Here is a 14412-nt window from a genome sequence, read left to right on the forward strand (position 1 = left end):
TCCGCGAACAAATGAAAAGGGCCGGATCGACCCGGCCCATTTTTCATAGTCGCTTGGTTCCCGGAAGGGAAACTGGAGCGGGTGAGGCGATTCGAACGCCCGACCCCAACCTTGGCAAGGTTGTGCTCTACCCCTGAGCTACACCCGCTCGCGCGGCTTTGGGCCGCAAGCCGCGCCTATATGACCGAAGAGCGCGGCGATTGCAACAGGGAAATGACGGGCTTTTCGGACCGGCTCGCAGACGCGGCCGGCGTCGTTTCGAGGCGTGAAGATCAGCCGGGTCAGCCCTTGCCCCGAAGGCCTCATTGGCCGTAAACGGCATGGCGCTGCCGGATGACGCGAGGACCGATGCCGAAGACCGAAGCCGAACTCAATTCCTTTCTTGCCGATCTCGGCATTTCCGTCTCGACGGTGCGGCACCCGCCGCTCTACACCGTCGCCGATTCGCAGGCGCTGCGCGGCGAGATTGCGGGCGGTCACACCAAGAACCTGTTCCTGAAGGACAAAAAGGACAATTTTTTCCTGGTCACCGTCGGCGAGGAGGCCGAGGTCGACCTGAAGCAGATCCACCATCTGATCGGCGCCGCCGGCCGCGTCTCCTTCGGCAAGCCGGAGATGCTGATGGAGCTGCTCGGCGTCGTCCCGGGCGCGGTCACCGTCTTCGGCCTGATCAACGACACGGCCGGGCGGGTCAAGGTCGTTCTCGACCAGGAATTGATGAGCCATGCGGTGATCAACGGCCATCCGCTGACCAATGAGGCGACGACGTCGATCGCGGCGGCCGATCTCGTCAGATTCGTCGAGGCAACCGGCCACGATCCTGTTATCTTGAAAGTCTCGGCCTGATCGCCACATAGCTGGCGAAACCGAACTTCGACAATGACCGCGCCGCCCCCGTTGCCGGCCGCGCGACCGAAAGGGCGACGACATGAGTGACAACAATCCATTCAGCGGTTCCTTTGGCGGCAGTGCCGGCCCCTACGCCCAGTCGGTGCAATATGGCGGCGGCGAGCGCGCCAGGGTTCCACTCGGCGAAGCGCCGGCGGCGGCCGAGCTGATCAAGGACACGACGACAGCCACCTTCGCCGCCGACGTCATCCAGGAATCACGCCGCCAGCCGGTGCTGGTCGACTTCTGGGCGCCCTGGTGCGGTCCCTGCAAGCAGCTGACGCCGCAGCTCGAAAAGGCGGTCAAGGCCGCCGGCGGCAAGGTCAAGCTGGTCAAGATGAACATCGACGACCATCCCTCGATCGCCGGCCAGCTCGGCATCCAATCGATCCCGGCGGTCATCGCCTTCAAAGACGGCCAGCCGGTCGACGGCTTCATGGGCGCCGTTCCGGAAAGCCAGATCGCCGAGTTCATAAAGAAGGTCGGCGGCAAGAATGGCGGCGCGCCGCAGATCACCGATGCATTGGTGGCAGCCGGCGAGGCGCGCGCGGGCGGCGACGTCCGGACCGCCGCCGACATCTATGACGCGATCCTCGAGCAGGCGCCGGAGACGGTCGAGGCGATCGCCGGGCTCGGCGAGATCCTGTTCGATGCCGGCGACGCCGAAGGCGCCGAGGCCGTTCTGGCGCGGGCGCCGGATGACAAGAAGGACGCGCCGGCGCTTGCCGCGCTGCGCGCCAGGATGACGCTTGCGGCGGAAGCCGCGGCGCTCGGCAATCCGGCGGAGTTCGAGCGCCGCCTGGCGGCCAATCCCGCCGACCATCAGGCCCGCTTCGATCTGGCGATGGTCCAGAACGCACGCGGCGAACGAACGCAAGCGGCCGACAATCTGCTCGCCATCATCAAGGCCGACCGGGCATGGAACGACGACGGCGCCAAGACGCAGCTGTTGAAATTCTTCGAGGCTTGGGGAATGACCGACGAGGCGACGCTGGCGGCGCGGCGCAAATTGTCGTCGCTGCTGTTCGCTTGATTTTTTGCCGGCTGTTTTTTGCCGGCAGCCTTGAGCGGCGCGTCGGAAGCGCCAGATAGGGAAGGCCGGCGGCCGGCCCCTGCCCTGCTGAGGAACCGCGTTCGCCGGGCTGCGCAAAAGGAGACTGCAGGTTTGACGCGCTTGCCGGCAACGCTTTCGGAGGGGTGAGGTGCAGGTCGGAAACGCCCATTACCGGCTCGCAAGGGATCTGCCGTCGACGGTCCCGGTGTTTCCGCTCGCCGGCGCCCTGCTTCTGCCGGGCGGGCGCATGCCGCTCAATGTCTTCGAGCCGCGCTATCTGCAGATGGTCGACGAGGCGATGGCCGGGCCGCGGCTGATCGGGATGATCCAGCCCAGCCTCGATGGCGCGCTGCGCGGCGATGGCGAGCCCGAGCTTTGCAGCGTCGGCTGCGCCGGGCGCATCATCTCGCTGGCCGAGACCGGCGACGGGCGCTACCTGATCTCGCTGCAAGGCGTCTGCCGCTTCCGCATTGCGCAGGAGTCTGCGGTCAGAACGCCGTTCCGGCAATGCCGGATCGCGCCTTTCCTGGCCGATCTCGACGAGGATCAAGGCGCCGCAGAGGTCGACCGGCCGGCGCTGCTCAAGGCGTTCCGCGCCTATCTGCAGGCCAACGACCTCGAGGCCGACTGGGAAAGCGTCAGCCGCGCCGAGAACGCCATGCTGGTCAATGCGCTGTCGATGATGGCGCCCTACGGGCCGGCCGAAAAGCAGGCGCTGCTCGAGGCGGCGGATTTGAAGACGCGCGCCGAGACGCTGATCGCCATTACAGAAATGACGCTGGCGCGCGAGAATGAGGACTTTGGTTCGAGCCTGCAATAGGGGGCGTATTGAGGTTCAGGTGAGGCTGGCCTGCAAACGGCGGTTTCCTGCGCTTCCGGCCTTCGCCGGCCGAAGCATTTGTGAGAAAGTGGCATGGCAATTAAGGCTACGGCCGGCGCAGGCCGGTGCTCACGTACTTCAAGTACGCTCCGCTCCGGTTCTCGGAACCCCCATTTTCGGCGCAGCCTGACCTGAATCTCAACACACCCCAGGTTGCGGGACGGATAGGGAAAAATATCATGGCGGCCGACGGACGTGACGGGAAGAAAGCCGATGTCGACCCGAAACTGCTTGAGCTGCTTGCCTGCCCGCTGACCAAGGGCCCGCTGACCTGGAATGCCGAGCGCGGCGAATTGATTTCGCGGGTGGCGAAGCTCGCCTATCCGGTGCGGGACGGCATTCCCATCATGCTGCCTTCCGAGGCGCGGACGATCTCGGCGGAAGATGCGCTGACGCCGCCGCGGCTGAGCGGGCCGTCCTGAACCTACTGGAAATTCCGCCCCTTGGGCATGACCTCTTGCGCCGCGCCCGACAGCGTCGCGATGTCCTGCCGGACCGGCAGGCCGTGCTTCGTGGAGCCGCCCGGCCGCGCAGCGGACTGATGCTCGATGGCAAGCGGGCCGGCGGCTTCCAGCAGCATGCCAAGCCATGACGTCAGATCCTCGATCCTGTCGGCGACGATATGGATGACATCCGATTCGTGCTGCAGCTTGCCGGTGACGCGGATGAAGCGCGCACCCATGACGACAGGGCGGAAGCGATCGAAGACCCTCGGCCAGACGATGACATTGGCGATCGCCTTTTCATCCTCGAGCGTGAGGAAGATGGCGTTGCCTTTGCCGGGGCGCTGGCGCACCAGAACAAGGCCGGCGACGGAGACGCGCCTGCCGTCGCGCACCGAGGGCAGATGCGCATTGGGGGTGATACCGGCGCGGGTGAGCCGCTCGCGCAGGAAGGCGACCGGATGCTGCTTCAACGACAGGCCGAGCGAGCGATAGTCGTGCACGACATGCTCGCCGAGCGGCATTTTCGGCAGCCTGGTTTCGGGTTCCAACTCGCGCATGCGGATCGCGGGCTGATCGAACAGCGGCAGTTTTTCCGCCGCGCTCCTGCCGTCGAGCGCACGCACTTCCCACAACGCCGCCCGGCGGTCGAGGCCGATCGAGCGAAAGGCGTCGGCCTGCGCCAATTTCTCGATCTCGCCGACATTGAGGCCGGAGCGCAGCCAGATATCCCTGACCGAGAGATAACCGTCGCCGCGCTGGGCGACGAAGTCATCCATGCGCTCCTGCGAAAGACCCTTGATCTGGCGGAAGCCGAGACGGACGGCATGAGCCGTCTCGATGACGCCGCGCATCGAGGCATGGCGCTCGAGAATGCGTGAAGGATTGAAGGCGGATTCTTCCAGCGTGCAATCCCAGACGGAATGATTGATGTCGACCTCGCGCACCTCGACACCGTGGTCGCGGGCATCGCGGACGAGTTGGGCCGGCTGGTAAAAGCCCATCGGCTGCGCGTTCAGGATCGCGGCGCAGAAGACGTCCGGGTAGAAGGTCTTGAACCAGCAGGAGGCATAGACCAGCAGCGCGAAGGAGGCGGCATGGCTTTCGGGAAAGCCGTATTCGCCAAAGCCCTCGATCTGCTTGAAGCAGCGCTCGGCAAATTCCTCTTGGTAGCCCTTGGCGACCATGCCGTCGATCATGCGCCGGCGGTAATTGCCGATCGTGCCGGTGCGCTTGAAAGTGGCCATGGCGCGCCGCAGTTCGTCGGCTTCGCCAGGCCTGAAACCGCCGGCGACGATGGCGATCTTCATCGCCTGCTCCTGGAACAGCGGCACGCCCAGCGTCTTGCCGAGAATCTCTTCCAGTTCAGGCTTGGGATATTCAGGCTTCTCCTTGCCCTGCCGGCGGCGCAGGTAAGGGTGGACCATGTCGCCCTGGATCGGGCCGGGCCGCACGATCGCAACCTCGATGACGAGGTCATAGAAATTTTGTGGCTTGAGGCGCGGCAGCATCGACATCTGCGCCCGCGATTCGATCTGGAAGACGCCGAGCGTGTCGGCGCGGTCGATCATGGCATAGACGCGCCTGTCCTCTTCCGGGAGGGTGGCGAGCACATAGGGCCGGCCAAACCGATCCCTTGCCTGCGGATAATGCTGCGTGAGCAAGGTGAAGGCGCGCTTCAGACAGGTCAGCATGCCGAGCGCCAGCACGTCGACCTTGAGGATCTTCACCGCGTCGAGGTCGTCCTTGTCCCATTCGACCATCTTGCGCTCCTCCATCGCCGTCTTGACGATGGGCACGACCTCGTCGAGCCGGTCGCGGGTGATAACGAAGCCGCCGACATGCTGGGAGAGATGGCGGGGAAAGCCCATGATCTCGTTGGCGCGCTCCAGCACCTGGCGCGACAGCGGATCGGTGCGGTCGAGACCGCCGGCATTGGCCTCCCGCTCGCCGAGCTCGGAGGTCGACCAGCCCCAGATCGTGCTCGACAAGGCGCTTCTGACATCCTCGGAGAGGCCCATGGCCTTGGCCACTTCGCGCAGCGCCGAACGGCCGCGATAGCTGATGACGGCGGCGGCGAGCGCGGTGCGCTTGGCGCTGTATTTTTCGTAAATATAGGCGATGACCTCGTCGCGCCGCTCATGCTCGAAGTCGACATCGATGTCTGGCGGCTCATTGCGCTCCTCGGAAATGAAGCGCTCGAACAAAGTATCGATCCGCTCGGGGCCGACTTCGGTGATGCCGATGCAGAAGCAGATGATCGAATTGGCTGCCGAGCCGCGGCCCTGGCAAAGAATGCCCTGGCTGCGGGCGAATTTGACGATGTCGTGGACGGTGAGGAAATAGCGCGCGTAGTTCAGGCGCTCGATCAGCGCGAGCTCACTGTCGATGCGTTTCAGCACGTCCTCGGGGACGCCGGCCGGATAGCGCACGGCCGCGCCTTCCCGCGCCAGACGTTCGAGCTCGGCCTGCGGCCCAAGGCCGGATTCGGTCGGCTCGTCCGGATAATTGTATTGGAGATCGCTGAGCGAGAAGGTCAGCTCCCCGGCGAAACGCAGCGTCTCCGCCAGCGCCTGCGGATGGCGGCGGAAGAGACGCGCCATCTCCAGCGGCGGCTTCAAGTGGCGCTCGGCATTGGCCGTCAGCTCCAGCCCGACATCGGTGATGGGCGTGTTGAGGCGGATCGCGGTGAGCACGTCCTGCAGCGGCCGGCGCTCGGCGGCATGGTAGAGAACGTCGTTGGTCGCCATCAGCGGGATACCGGCGCGCTCGGCCATCGCCGCCGCCTGCTCGATGCGGAAACGGTCGTTGCCGCCATAATCCGGCGCCACGGCAAGCCGAAGCGATGCGCCAAAGCGATCCTTAAGCCGGCTAATTAATGACAGGCTGTCTTGCGCGCCCGCCGAAAGGCCGGGGAGGATCGCCAGCGACATCAGCTCCCCCCATTCGAGCAGATCGTCAAGATCGAGCAGCGTCGCGCCTTTCTCGTTCTCGTCGCGCAGATTGGCCTGCGTCAGCATGCGGCACAGATGCCCCCAACCCTGCCGGTTTTGCGGATAGGCGAGGATGTCCGGCGTGCCGTCGCCGAACACCAGGCGGCAGCCGGGATGATAGGCCACCTTCTCCACCTTGGCCTGCTGCCAGGCACGCACGACGCCGGCCACCGTATTGCGGTCGGCAAGCCCGATCGAGGAAAAGCCGTAGAATTTAGCCGTGACCACCAGCTCCTCAGGCTTCGAGGCGCCGCGCAGGAAGGAGAAATTCGACTGGATGCCGAACTCGGCATAGGGGATGGCGGTCAGCGCGTTCATGCGAACACCCCGTGCATGAACCAGCGCGGCGAAACTTGCGAAGCGCCGTAAAGGCCCTGACGATAAAGCCAGTAGCGGCGCCCCTCGCTGTCCTCGATGCGGTAATAGTCGCGGGTCGGCGCTTCGTCCTCGCCAGGCTGCTGGCGCCACCATTCGGCGGCAATGCGTTCGGGCCCTTCGGCGCGGGTGACGCGGTAGAGCGCGCGCCGCCAGCGGAAATTCATCGGCGGCCCCTCGGGCATCTCGGTGGCCGGCACCTCGATCGGCTCGGGCGAGCGGAACAGGCGGATCGGCCGCTCCGGCGGGAAGATGGTCATCGGCGGGCTGGAGCGCTGCGGCCGGCTCGGCGGCATGCGCCGCTGCGGCGCTTCCGAGAAGGGGACCGTGGCGACGGCGCGCTCCGGCAGATGGCTCTCAACGAGGACCGGCTTCAGCACGGCGGCGTCGCCGAGGCGGGCGCGGATGCGGTCGGCGAAGAGTGCAATGTCGGCATCGTCGTCGGCCGCCTCGCCGGTGAGGTCGCCCTGAGCCAAGTCGAAGGCGGCGACCGAAAGCACCGAGAGCCGCACCAGGTCGAAGCCGTAACCGGCATCGATGTCCTGCTCAAGTGCCGCAAGCCGCTCGTGGAACAGTTTTCTGATCAGCTGCGGCTCGCGCATCGGCCGCGAGGTGCCGACGGCGATGCGGCTGACGGCGCCGTCGACGCGAAAGAGCAGCAGGGCCAGCGCCCTGGCCCCCTCGCCGCGGCGTTCGAGATCGGCCTTCAGCGCCAAGGCGAGCCGGCTCACCAGCCGCTCGATCTCTTCGGTCAGCACGATCGGGTCGGCAAGATGGCGCTCGACCGAGAGCGGCGCCACCGGCAGGCGCGGCGACACCGCCTCGTCGAGGCGGCCGAGCGCCTGGTCGAGGCGCAAAAGCAAAGTGGCGCCGAAGCGGCGGGCCAGCGGGGCGCGCGGTGCAGCCATCACCGCGCCCGCCGTGCGCAGGCCGACGCTTTCGAGGCTGGCGCGGACCTCCGGCGCGATGCGCAGCGCAGATAAGGGAAGCGGCGCCAGAAGCTCCTCCTCCTCGCCGCCGGCGATGATGCGGTCGCCGTGGAAGCGCGCCGCCGCCCAGGCCGCGCCCGGCGTCGACGCCAGCCCGGCGCGGACATCGAAACCCTGCTCGAAGAAGCGGCTAAGGATCTCGTCCTGCATGGCGCGTTCGCCGCCGAACAGATGCGTGCAGCCGGTGACGTCGAGAAACAGCCCGTCCTCGCCGTCGATCGCCACCAGCGGGGTGTAGCGGTCGCACCAGTCGGCAAGGCCTTCGAGCAGGCGGCGGTCGGCTTCCGGATCGGCCTCCACGACATCGATCGACGGGTGCATGGCGCGCGCATCGGCAATGCCCATGCCGCGCTTCAATTTGAGCGCCTCAGCCCGCTCGTCGAGGGCGGCGATGCGCTGGGTGTTGTTGTCGCGGTGGCTGACCACCAGCGGCCGGTGAGCCGATGGCCGGGAACGCCAGGACCGACCCAGACGCCGGCGCAGGATCCGCTCCGCGCAAAGATGCGGAAACCACAGCGACAGGATTCTCTGCCCGTTCTTGCGGGGCGCTTCTTTCTGCAAAAGCGTGCTCATCGGGGTTCCACTCCAGTGTGAATTGTCCGGGCAAGGCGGTGCGGCTCTTGCCGATAGCGACGGTGAAGGCGGGGCGGCCGATCGAGCCGGCAAGCGGCCCGGCGACCGTTCTTCGGCTCGCGGCGGGTGCTGCCGAAACGATGACGCGCACCGGCGCCGCGGTGGGCTCGGCTTCACCCGCCTGACGCAGCAACAACACCGGGCGGCCGGCGCTTTGCGCCCGCGCGTGCAGCCGTCGCGTGGCGGTGAGGTCGAGCTTGTGCGGGCTGCCGCGGATTTCGAGGATGACGGCGGCGAAGGCCGTCATGCGGGCGGCCTCCTCGGCGATCCACAGCGCATCGAGGAGCTTCGGCGCCTCGGAAAACAGCAATTGCCCGGGTGCGACACCGAAGAGGCCGTTGAGCCCCCTGGCATAGGGAAAGCCGGCCTCGCGAAAAATTTCGGCGGTGCCGATCCAGAGGACCGGCAGGCCCTGCTTCTCCCTCAGGATCAGGCTGGCGAGCGACAGCGCAAAGCCGGCGACAGCCCCGGCATCGCGGGTCTCGGCGCCATGGATCTCGCTCAGCGCCGCCTTCGGCAGGCCGCCGCCAAGGGCCGTATCGAGGCCTTCGATGCCGGTGGGCAGGAAGGCATCCTGCGGCGCCACCGCAAGACCACGCCGCACGATGGTGATCTCCGAGCCGGCGGCATCGCGATATATTTGTTTTTCCGCAATTCCGGACGGAAAACCGCTACGCACTTTTCCTGGAATTGCTCCAGGCGCGCCCGCCGGCGCCTCCAGGCGCTCGGGCAGCGTTCCCTCGATCTTCGCGATCTGGCGGCGCAGGGCAAAAACAGTCTCCCGCGCCACGGCGGGCATCGCCATGACGATCAGCTTCCACTCACAATTGTTCCTGTTATGTTCTTATAGATTCCAGAGGGGGCCGGAAGAGTCAAGCGGAGTCATGGGGAATTTATTCCTTCGACCTTTTACCCGGGCAGAAACCTGCCGCCGGCTCATTTGCCTCAATCGGCGCGAAAGCCTATATGCCGGGGTCAAAGGACATCGTTATGGCCCGCATCTACAAGACCCGCACGTGGCACGATCAACTCTCGCCCTCGATGGAGGAAATGGAGTTCCTGGCGCTGGAGGCCTATGCCCACCTGCCCGACGATTTTCGTAAGCTGACCGGCGAGATCATCATCCAGATCGCCGATTTCCCGACCGACGAGATCATGGACGATCTGTCGCTGGAGACGCCGTTCGACCTGCTCGGCCTGTTCGAGGGGCGCGGCATCGCCGAGCGCTGGAACCCGCAGACCGGCGAGGGGCCGAACCGCATCACCCTCTACCGCCGCGCCATCCTCGACTACTGGGCCGAGAACGAGGAGACGCTGGGCGACATCGTCACCCATGTGCTGATCCACGAGATCGGCCATCATTTCGGCCTGTCGGACGACGACATGGAACGGATCGAGGAGGTGGCCGAGCAGACGGCGTAGGGTCCCAGACGCCCCGTTCCTTCGCGCCCCCTCTGCCATGCCGGCATCTCCCCCTCAAGGGCAGGGTAATCGCATATGGCGCTCCCCCACTCCGTCTCGGCTTCGCCGAGCCACCTCTCCCCCACCTTCGGTGAGGGAGAGGAAATCACCGAGGTCGCGGCTTTGAAAGGCTCGGGTTTCCTCTCGCCCATAAACATGGGGGAGAGGTGGCCGCGCAGCGGACGGAGTGGGGGCTGGCGCTACCATATGCGATTGCCCTGACTCCAACAGAGGAGATTGGCTATACTACCAATCGCTGAGCTTGGTGTCCGGGGTGTATTCCTGGCCCTCGATGTCCTTCACAATGGCCTGGCCGCAGCGCATCGACTTGGTCTGCTTGTCAAAGGCGTAGGTCGGCGAGCCGAACAGGTGCCAGCCATTGTTCAGCGCAGCCGTCACCTTGTGGCAGAAGCTGGCGTCGTCCGGACCGGTCAGGAAGCGGTAGAGTTTCATTTTTCGACCCTGTCGTGAATTGCTTATATTATGCGCGAACAGCGGCGGCCTTCGCCAGAAGTTTCTCTGCTTCCGCCAGATGCAGCCGTTCGACCATCCGCCCATCCAGCGCAATGACGTTCTTGCCGGCATTATCTCCGGCGTCATCTGGCCTCGCGCAAGACGCTGGCGCTTCACGCGCGGCGACCCCCTCTGGCCGCTTCGCGGCCATCTCCCCCTCGAGGTGGGAGATCAGCCCCTGCACGAAAACTGCACATCATTGCTGAAAATCCCAGGCGATCCGCCGCGACCTCTCCGCGCCTGCCGGCGAAACACACGGCATGCGAACACATCACAATCTCCGCTGGTCCCTGCCCCCGCGCCTGCGCAACGAAGGCTGGTGGCTCGTCGAGCCGCAAAGACTGCGTCCGACAGCGGCGGTGCTGCCCTTCACGCCGGGATCGCAGCCAGGGCGCCGCCCGCGACACGCCAGGAGGGCCCGATGAAGCCCGTTCCGAGCTATTGCCACTGGGTCGTGGCCGCGGATCCCGCGCTTATCATCGCGCGCAGCGCGCCCGGAAAATCAAGCGCCCGGAAAATCAAGCGAATGGCTGCTTTTCGTCAACCTTCTGACGTTATCGGTAACCTTCATGCCTGCTGATCCCTGACGGCTACCAACCCGATATGCCGGACTTCTGATCGATGCCGCACAACATCCTCGTCGCCGATGACGATCCGCATATCCGCGAGATCATCTGCTTTGCCCTGGAAAAGGCCGAGATGAAGACGCAAGCCGTTGCCGACGGCGCCGCCGCGCTGCAGGCGGTCGAGCGCCGCGCGCCGGACCTCGTCGTGCTCGACATCGGCATGCCGGAGATGGACGGGCTGGAGGTCTGCCGCAGGCTGAGGCAGAAGTCCGACGTGCCGGTGCTGTTCCTGTCCGCGCGGGACGAAGAAATCGACCGGGTGCTAGGGCTCGAAATGGGCGGCGACGACTATGTGACGAAGCCGTTCAGCCCGCGCGAGCTGGTCGCCCGCGTCAACGTCATCCTGCGCCGCGCCCGCCCGGCGGCGGTCGAGGAAGAAGATGACCGGCAGTTCGCGCATGGCAGGCTGATGCTCGTTCCGGCCAGCCATGCGGCGAGCTTCGGCGGCAAGCCGCTTGTGCTGACGGCGATCGAATTCGCCATCCTGAAAGGTTTTCTCGCCCGCCCGCTCAATGTGCTTGGCCGTGAGGCGGTGATGGCCAATGCCTATCAGTCCAACATCCATGTTTCGGACCGCACCGTCGACAGCCATATCCGCAACATCCGCGCCAAATTGGCGGCGGTCGGCTGCCTGGACGCGATCGAGACGGTGCACGGCGTCGGCTTTCGGCTCGGCCGATGCGGTGGTTGAGCAAGGAGAGGTGGCGGCCCAGGCTTGCCACCATCGTCGTCGCCATCCTGATCGTGGTGATGGCGCTGCCGCTGGTCGGGCTGTTCTTCTTCCGGCTTTACGAGAACCAGCTGATCCGCCAGACCGAGGCCGAACTCATCGCGCAAGGCGCGGTGCTTGCCGCCGTCTATGCCGATCAGGTGCGCGCGGCCAGCATTCCCGTGGAGAAGCTAGGCGCGCCTATGCTGACCGATACCGGTCGAAGCGCCGGTTCCGACGGACCTTACCAGCCGATCGAGCCGCGCCTCGATCTCGCCTCCGATTATGTGCTGCCGACGCGGCCGGCGGGCGCCGCCGCCACGGCCGATCCGGCTTTCGCGGCGATCGGGGCGCGGCTTTCCGGCATGCTCGATGCAACGCAGAAAACCACGCTGGCCGGCTTCCGGCTGCTCGACCCGCATGGCGTGGTGATTGCCGGGCGCGCGGAAGTCGGGCAGTCGCTGGCCAATGTCGAGGAGGTGCGGACAGCACTTGCCGGCTCCTATGCCAGCGCGCTCAGGCTGCGGATCCCCGACCAGCCGCCGCCACCGCTCTATTCGGTCAGCCGCGGCACCAGGGTGCGGGTCTTCGTCGCCATGCCGGTGGAAGTCGCCGGCCGGGTTGCCGGCGTCGTCTACCTGTCGCGGACGCCGAACAACATCGTCAAGCATCTCTACGGCGAGCGCGGCAAGGTGACGTTGGCGGCGATCGCCATCCTCGGCGGCACGCTGCTGATCGGGCTGGTGTTCCTGCGCACCGTCAGCCGGCCGATTTATGCGCTGATCGAGCGGACAAAACGCATCGCCGCCGGCGACCGCGAGGCGATCAGGCCGCTCGATCACCACGGCACGCGCGAGATGGCCGAGCTGTCGGCCGCCTTCCTCGACATGGCGCAAAAACTGCAGGCGCGCTCCGACAGCATCCAGACCTTCGCCACCCATGTCTCGCATGAATTGAAATCGCCGCTGACGGCGATCCAAGGCGCGGCCGAGCTGTTGCGCGATTCGGGCGGGACGATGGACGAGGCCGAGCGGCGGCGTTTCTCCAACAACATCGTCACCGACGCCGGGCGGCTCACTCTGCTGGTGCGGCGATTGCTCGAGCTGGCGCGCGCGGAAAACCTGGCGCCGAGCGGCGAAAGCACAACGCTCGATGCGGCACTGGCGCTGCTGCCGGTCGACGCCAGGCTGGCGGTTCGCGTCGAGGCCGGCAGCAATATCCGCCTCGGCATTTCGGACGAGAACGCGGCAATCGTGCTCGCCAACCTGATCGACAATTCGGCCAGGCATGGCGCGAAGGTGGTTTCGATCAACGCAGCGAGCCTGGGCGACCGCGTGACGATCGAGGTCGACGACGACGGCGACGGCATTTCGCCGAGCAACCGGGCCAAGGTGTTCGAGCCGTTCTTCACCACGCGGCGCGACAGCGGCGGCACCGGCATGGGGCTCGGGATCGTGCTGGCCCTCCTGAAAGCGCATGATGGCACGATCAGGCTGGTTGACTCCGAACGCGGCACGCGCTTCCAGATCATTTTGCCGGTTGCGTAAAAAAGCCGGGCCGGACCGGAGAAAAAAGTGCGCTACGACATCGTCATCATCGGCGGGGCCATCGTCGGTTCCTCGGTCGCCTATTATTTGCGTGAGGAGGGTTTTTCCGGCTCGATCGCGCTGGTCGAGCGCGACCCGCAGTTTGCCCATGCGGCAACGACCTTGTCCTGCGCCTCGATCCGCCAGCAATTTTCCATTCCGGAAAACATCCGCCTGTCGCAGTTCACGCTGAAACTGTTTCGGCGGCTGAAGGAGACGTTCGGCGCCGATGCCGACATCGGTTTTCGCGAGGGCGGCTATCTCATCCTCGCCGGCGAGGCCGGCCTGCCGATCCTGAAGGCCAATCACGAGGCGCAGATCGCCGAGGGCGCCGATATCGTGCTCGAAGACGCCGGGCAGCTGACGCGCCGCTTTTCCTGGCTGTCGGCCGAGGGCATCGCCGCCGGCGCCTATGGCCGGACCGGCGAGGGCTGGTTCGACGCGCATGCGATGCTGATGCTGTTCCGCAAGGCGCTGCGCGACAAGAAGATCGATTTCATCACCGCCTCGGTCAGCGGTATCACGCGCCGGGGCAACCGCGTCACCGGCGTGAGCCTCGACAATGGCGAGACGCTGGAAGCCGGCATCGTCGTCAACGCCGCCGGGCCGAATGCCGGAAAGGTCGCGGCTCTTGCCGGACTGGCGCTGCCGGTCGAGCCGCGCAAGCGCAACGTCTTCGTCTTCGAGGCACGTGAAAAATATGCCGACATGCCGCTGCTGGTCGATCCCTCCGGCATCTATGTGCGGCCGGAGGGCTCGGTCTACCTCACCGGCGGCGCGGAGCCGGAAGAAGGCGATCATGCTCCCGATCCCAAGGATTTCGATGTGGAATGGCCGCTGTTCGAGGAGGTGATCTGGCCGGTGCTCGCCACCCGCATCCCTGCCTTCGAAGCGATCAAGCCGACGCGCGCCTGGGTCGGCCACTACGACTACAACACGCTCGACCAGAACGCAGTGATCGGCCCGCATCCGGAGGTGCAAAATTTCCTCTTCGCCAACGGCTTTTCCGGCCACGGCCTGCAGCAGGCGCCGGCGGTCGGCAAGTCGCTGGCCGAGCTGATCGTGCATGGCGGCTACCGCACGGTGGATTGCACGGCGTTCGGGTACAGCCGTGTGGCGGAAGGGCGGGCATTCCGGGAGCTGAATGTGATTTAGGTTTCTGGACAAAACCAGTCGATATCGAAGAATGAGGCGCCGACCGTTGCAAAAACCAACTGTAGAAAAAGAAAAAGCGCCGATTTCTCGGCGCCCTTTCATGAAAC

At 65.7% G+C, this 14412-nt stretch carries 13 protein-coding genes and 1 tRNA gene; 8 read left to right on the plus strand and 6 right to left on the minus strand.

Features of this window, described 5'->3' with window-relative positions; genetic code table 11:
• Window positions 1–73: 73 nt before the first annotated feature.
• A tRNA-Gly gene (locus FJ974_RS03990) sits at window positions 74–148 on the minus strand.
• Window positions 149–348: 200 nt separating this feature from the next.
• Between FJ974_RS03990 and FJ974_RS03995 the strand changes: the two genes are divergently transcribed.
• The 4 genes from FJ974_RS03995 to FJ974_RS04010 all read left to right on the plus strand — a co-directional run bounded on the left by FJ974_RS03995 (window position 349) and on the right by FJ974_RS04010 (window position 3244).
• Window positions 349–846, plus strand: coding sequence for a prolyl-tRNA synthetase associated domain-containing protein (locus FJ974_RS03995; protein ID WP_140538573.1), 498 nt, complete (start codon window positions 349–351; stop codon window positions 844–846).
• A gap of 82 nt (window positions 847–928) precedes the next feature.
• Entirely contained in the window at window positions 929–1921 is a 993-nt protein-coding gene (gene trxA, locus FJ974_RS04000) for a thioredoxin (protein ID WP_140538572.1), read from the plus strand.
• Window positions 1922–2090: 169 nt separating this feature from the next.
• Window positions 2091–2762 (plus strand): LON peptidase substrate-binding domain-containing protein, encoded by a 672-nt coding sequence (locus tag FJ974_RS04005; protein WP_140538571.1) that lies wholly within the window; start codon window positions 2091–2093, stop codon window positions 2760–2762.
• Window positions 2763–3001: 239 nt separating this feature from the next.
• A complete protein-coding gene (locus tag FJ974_RS04010; RefSeq protein ID WP_140538570.1) occupies window positions 3002–3244 on the plus strand; it encodes a Trm112 family protein in 243 nt (80 codons plus the stop codon).
• Window positions 3245–3246: 2 nt separating this feature from the next.
• On the opposite strand, the gene FJ974_RS04015 is transcribed toward FJ974_RS04010, so the two are convergent.
• Genes FJ974_RS04015 through FJ974_RS04025 form a run of 3 tightly spaced genes read right to left on the minus strand, consistent with a single transcriptional unit; the run spans window position 3247 to window position 9060 of the window.
• Window positions 3247–6576: an error-prone DNA polymerase gene (locus FJ974_RS04015; RefSeq protein ID WP_140538569.1), complete on the minus strand. Its 3330-nt coding sequence runs from the start codon at window positions 6574–6576 to the stop codon at window positions 3247–3249.
• Window positions 6573–8048: a DUF6504 family protein gene (locus FJ974_RS04020; protein WP_140538568.1), complete on the minus strand. Its 1476-nt coding sequence runs from the start codon at window positions 8046–8048 to the stop codon at window positions 6573–6575. Before FJ974_RS04020 ends, FJ974_RS04015 begins: the two co-directional genes overlap by 4 nt.
• Entirely contained in the window at window positions 7990–9060 is a 1071-nt protein-coding gene (locus tag FJ974_RS04025) for an ImuA family protein (RefSeq protein WP_140538567.1), read from the minus strand. Before FJ974_RS04025 ends, FJ974_RS04020 begins: the two co-directional genes overlap by 59 nt.
• A gap of 185 nt (window positions 9061–9245) precedes the next feature.
• On the opposite strand from FJ974_RS04025, the gene FJ974_RS04030 reads away from it, so the two are divergent.
• Complete coding sequence (locus tag FJ974_RS04030) at window positions 9246–9677, plus strand: metallopeptidase family protein (protein ID WP_140538566.1); 432 nt, start codon at window positions 9246–9248, stop codon at window positions 9675–9677.
• A gap of 285 nt (window positions 9678–9962) precedes the next feature.
• Here the strand turns inward: FJ974_RS04030 and FJ974_RS04035 are convergent, their stop codons facing one another.
• Both FJ974_RS04035 and FJ974_RS30370 read right to left on the minus strand, forming a co-directional pair.
• Window positions 9963–10169 carry a DUF1737 domain-containing protein gene (locus tag FJ974_RS04035; RefSeq protein WP_140538565.1) on the minus strand — a complete coding sequence of 69 codons (207 nt, stop codon included), beginning with the start codon at window positions 10167–10169 and terminating at the stop codon, window positions 9963–9965.
• Window positions 10170–10197: 28 nt separating this feature from the next.
• On the minus strand, window positions 10198–10413 hold the full coding sequence (locus FJ974_RS30370) for a hypothetical protein (protein WP_413468334.1): 216 nt from the start codon (window positions 10411–10413) through the stop codon (window positions 10198–10200).
• Between the two features lie 437 nt (window positions 10414–10850).
• Here FJ974_RS30370 and FJ974_RS04045 point away from each other — a divergent pair, with 437 nt between their 5' ends.
• From FJ974_RS04045 to FJ974_RS04055, 3 genes are read left to right on the plus strand one after another with little or no spacing between them, the layout of a single operon-like run.
• Window positions 10851–11546, plus strand: a complete 696-nt coding sequence (locus FJ974_RS04045) for a response regulator transcription factor (RefSeq protein ID WP_140538564.1) — start codon at window positions 10851–10853, stop codon at window positions 11544–11546.
• Between the two features lie 59 nt (window positions 11547–11605).
• A complete protein-coding gene (locus FJ974_RS04050; protein WP_413468347.1) occupies window positions 11606–13111 on the plus strand; it encodes an ATP-binding protein in 1506 nt (501 codons plus the stop codon).
• A gap of 27 nt (window positions 13112–13138) precedes the next feature.
• Window positions 13139–14305 carry an NAD(P)/FAD-dependent oxidoreductase gene (locus FJ974_RS04055; protein ID WP_140538562.1) on the plus strand — a complete coding sequence of 389 codons (1167 nt, stop codon included), beginning with the start codon at window positions 13139–13141 and terminating at the stop codon, window positions 14303–14305.
• Window positions 14306–14412: the final 107 nt, after the last annotated feature.

This window comes from Mesorhizobium sp. B1-1-8 (genome assembly GCF_006442795.2).
Classification (GTDB): domain Bacteria; phylum Pseudomonadota; class Alphaproteobacteria; order Rhizobiales; family Rhizobiaceae; genus Mesorhizobium.

Bases quoted from the DNA above. Each gene is read 5' to 3' on its own strand.
- FJ974_RS04030 (WP_140538566.1), top strand. From the start codon at position 9,246: ATGGCCCGCATCTACAAGACCCGCACGTGGCACGATCAACTCTCGCCC.
- FJ974_RS04050 (WP_413468347.1), top strand. From the start codon at position 11,606: ATGGCGCTGCCGCTGGTCGGGCTGTTCTTCTTCCGGCTTTACGAGAAC.
- FJ974_RS04035 (WP_140538565.1), bottom strand. From the start codon at position 10,169: ATGAAACTCTACCGCTTCCTGACCGGTCCGGACGACGCCAGCTTCTGC.
- trxA (WP_140538572.1), top strand. From the start codon at position 929: ATGAGTGACAACAATCCATTCAGCGGTTCCTTTGGCGGCAGTGCCGGC.
- FJ974_RS04015 (WP_140538569.1), bottom strand. From the start codon at position 6,576: ATGAACGCGCTGACCGCCATCCCCTATGCCGAGTTCGGCATCCAGTCG.
- FJ974_RS04025 (WP_140538567.1), bottom strand. From the start codon at position 9,060: ATGGCGATGCCCGCCGTGGCGCGGGAGACTGTTTTTGCCCTGCGCCGC.
- FJ974_RS04045 (WP_140538564.1), top strand. From the start codon at position 10,851: ATGCCGCACAACATCCTCGTCGCCGATGACGATCCGCATATCCGCGAG.
- FJ974_RS04010 (WP_140538570.1), top strand. From the start codon at position 3,002: ATGGCGGCCGACGGACGTGACGGGAAGAAAGCCGATGTCGACCCGAAA.
- FJ974_RS03995 (WP_140538573.1), top strand. From the start codon at position 349: ATGCCGAAGACCGAAGCCGAACTCAATTCCTTTCTTGCCGATCTCGGC.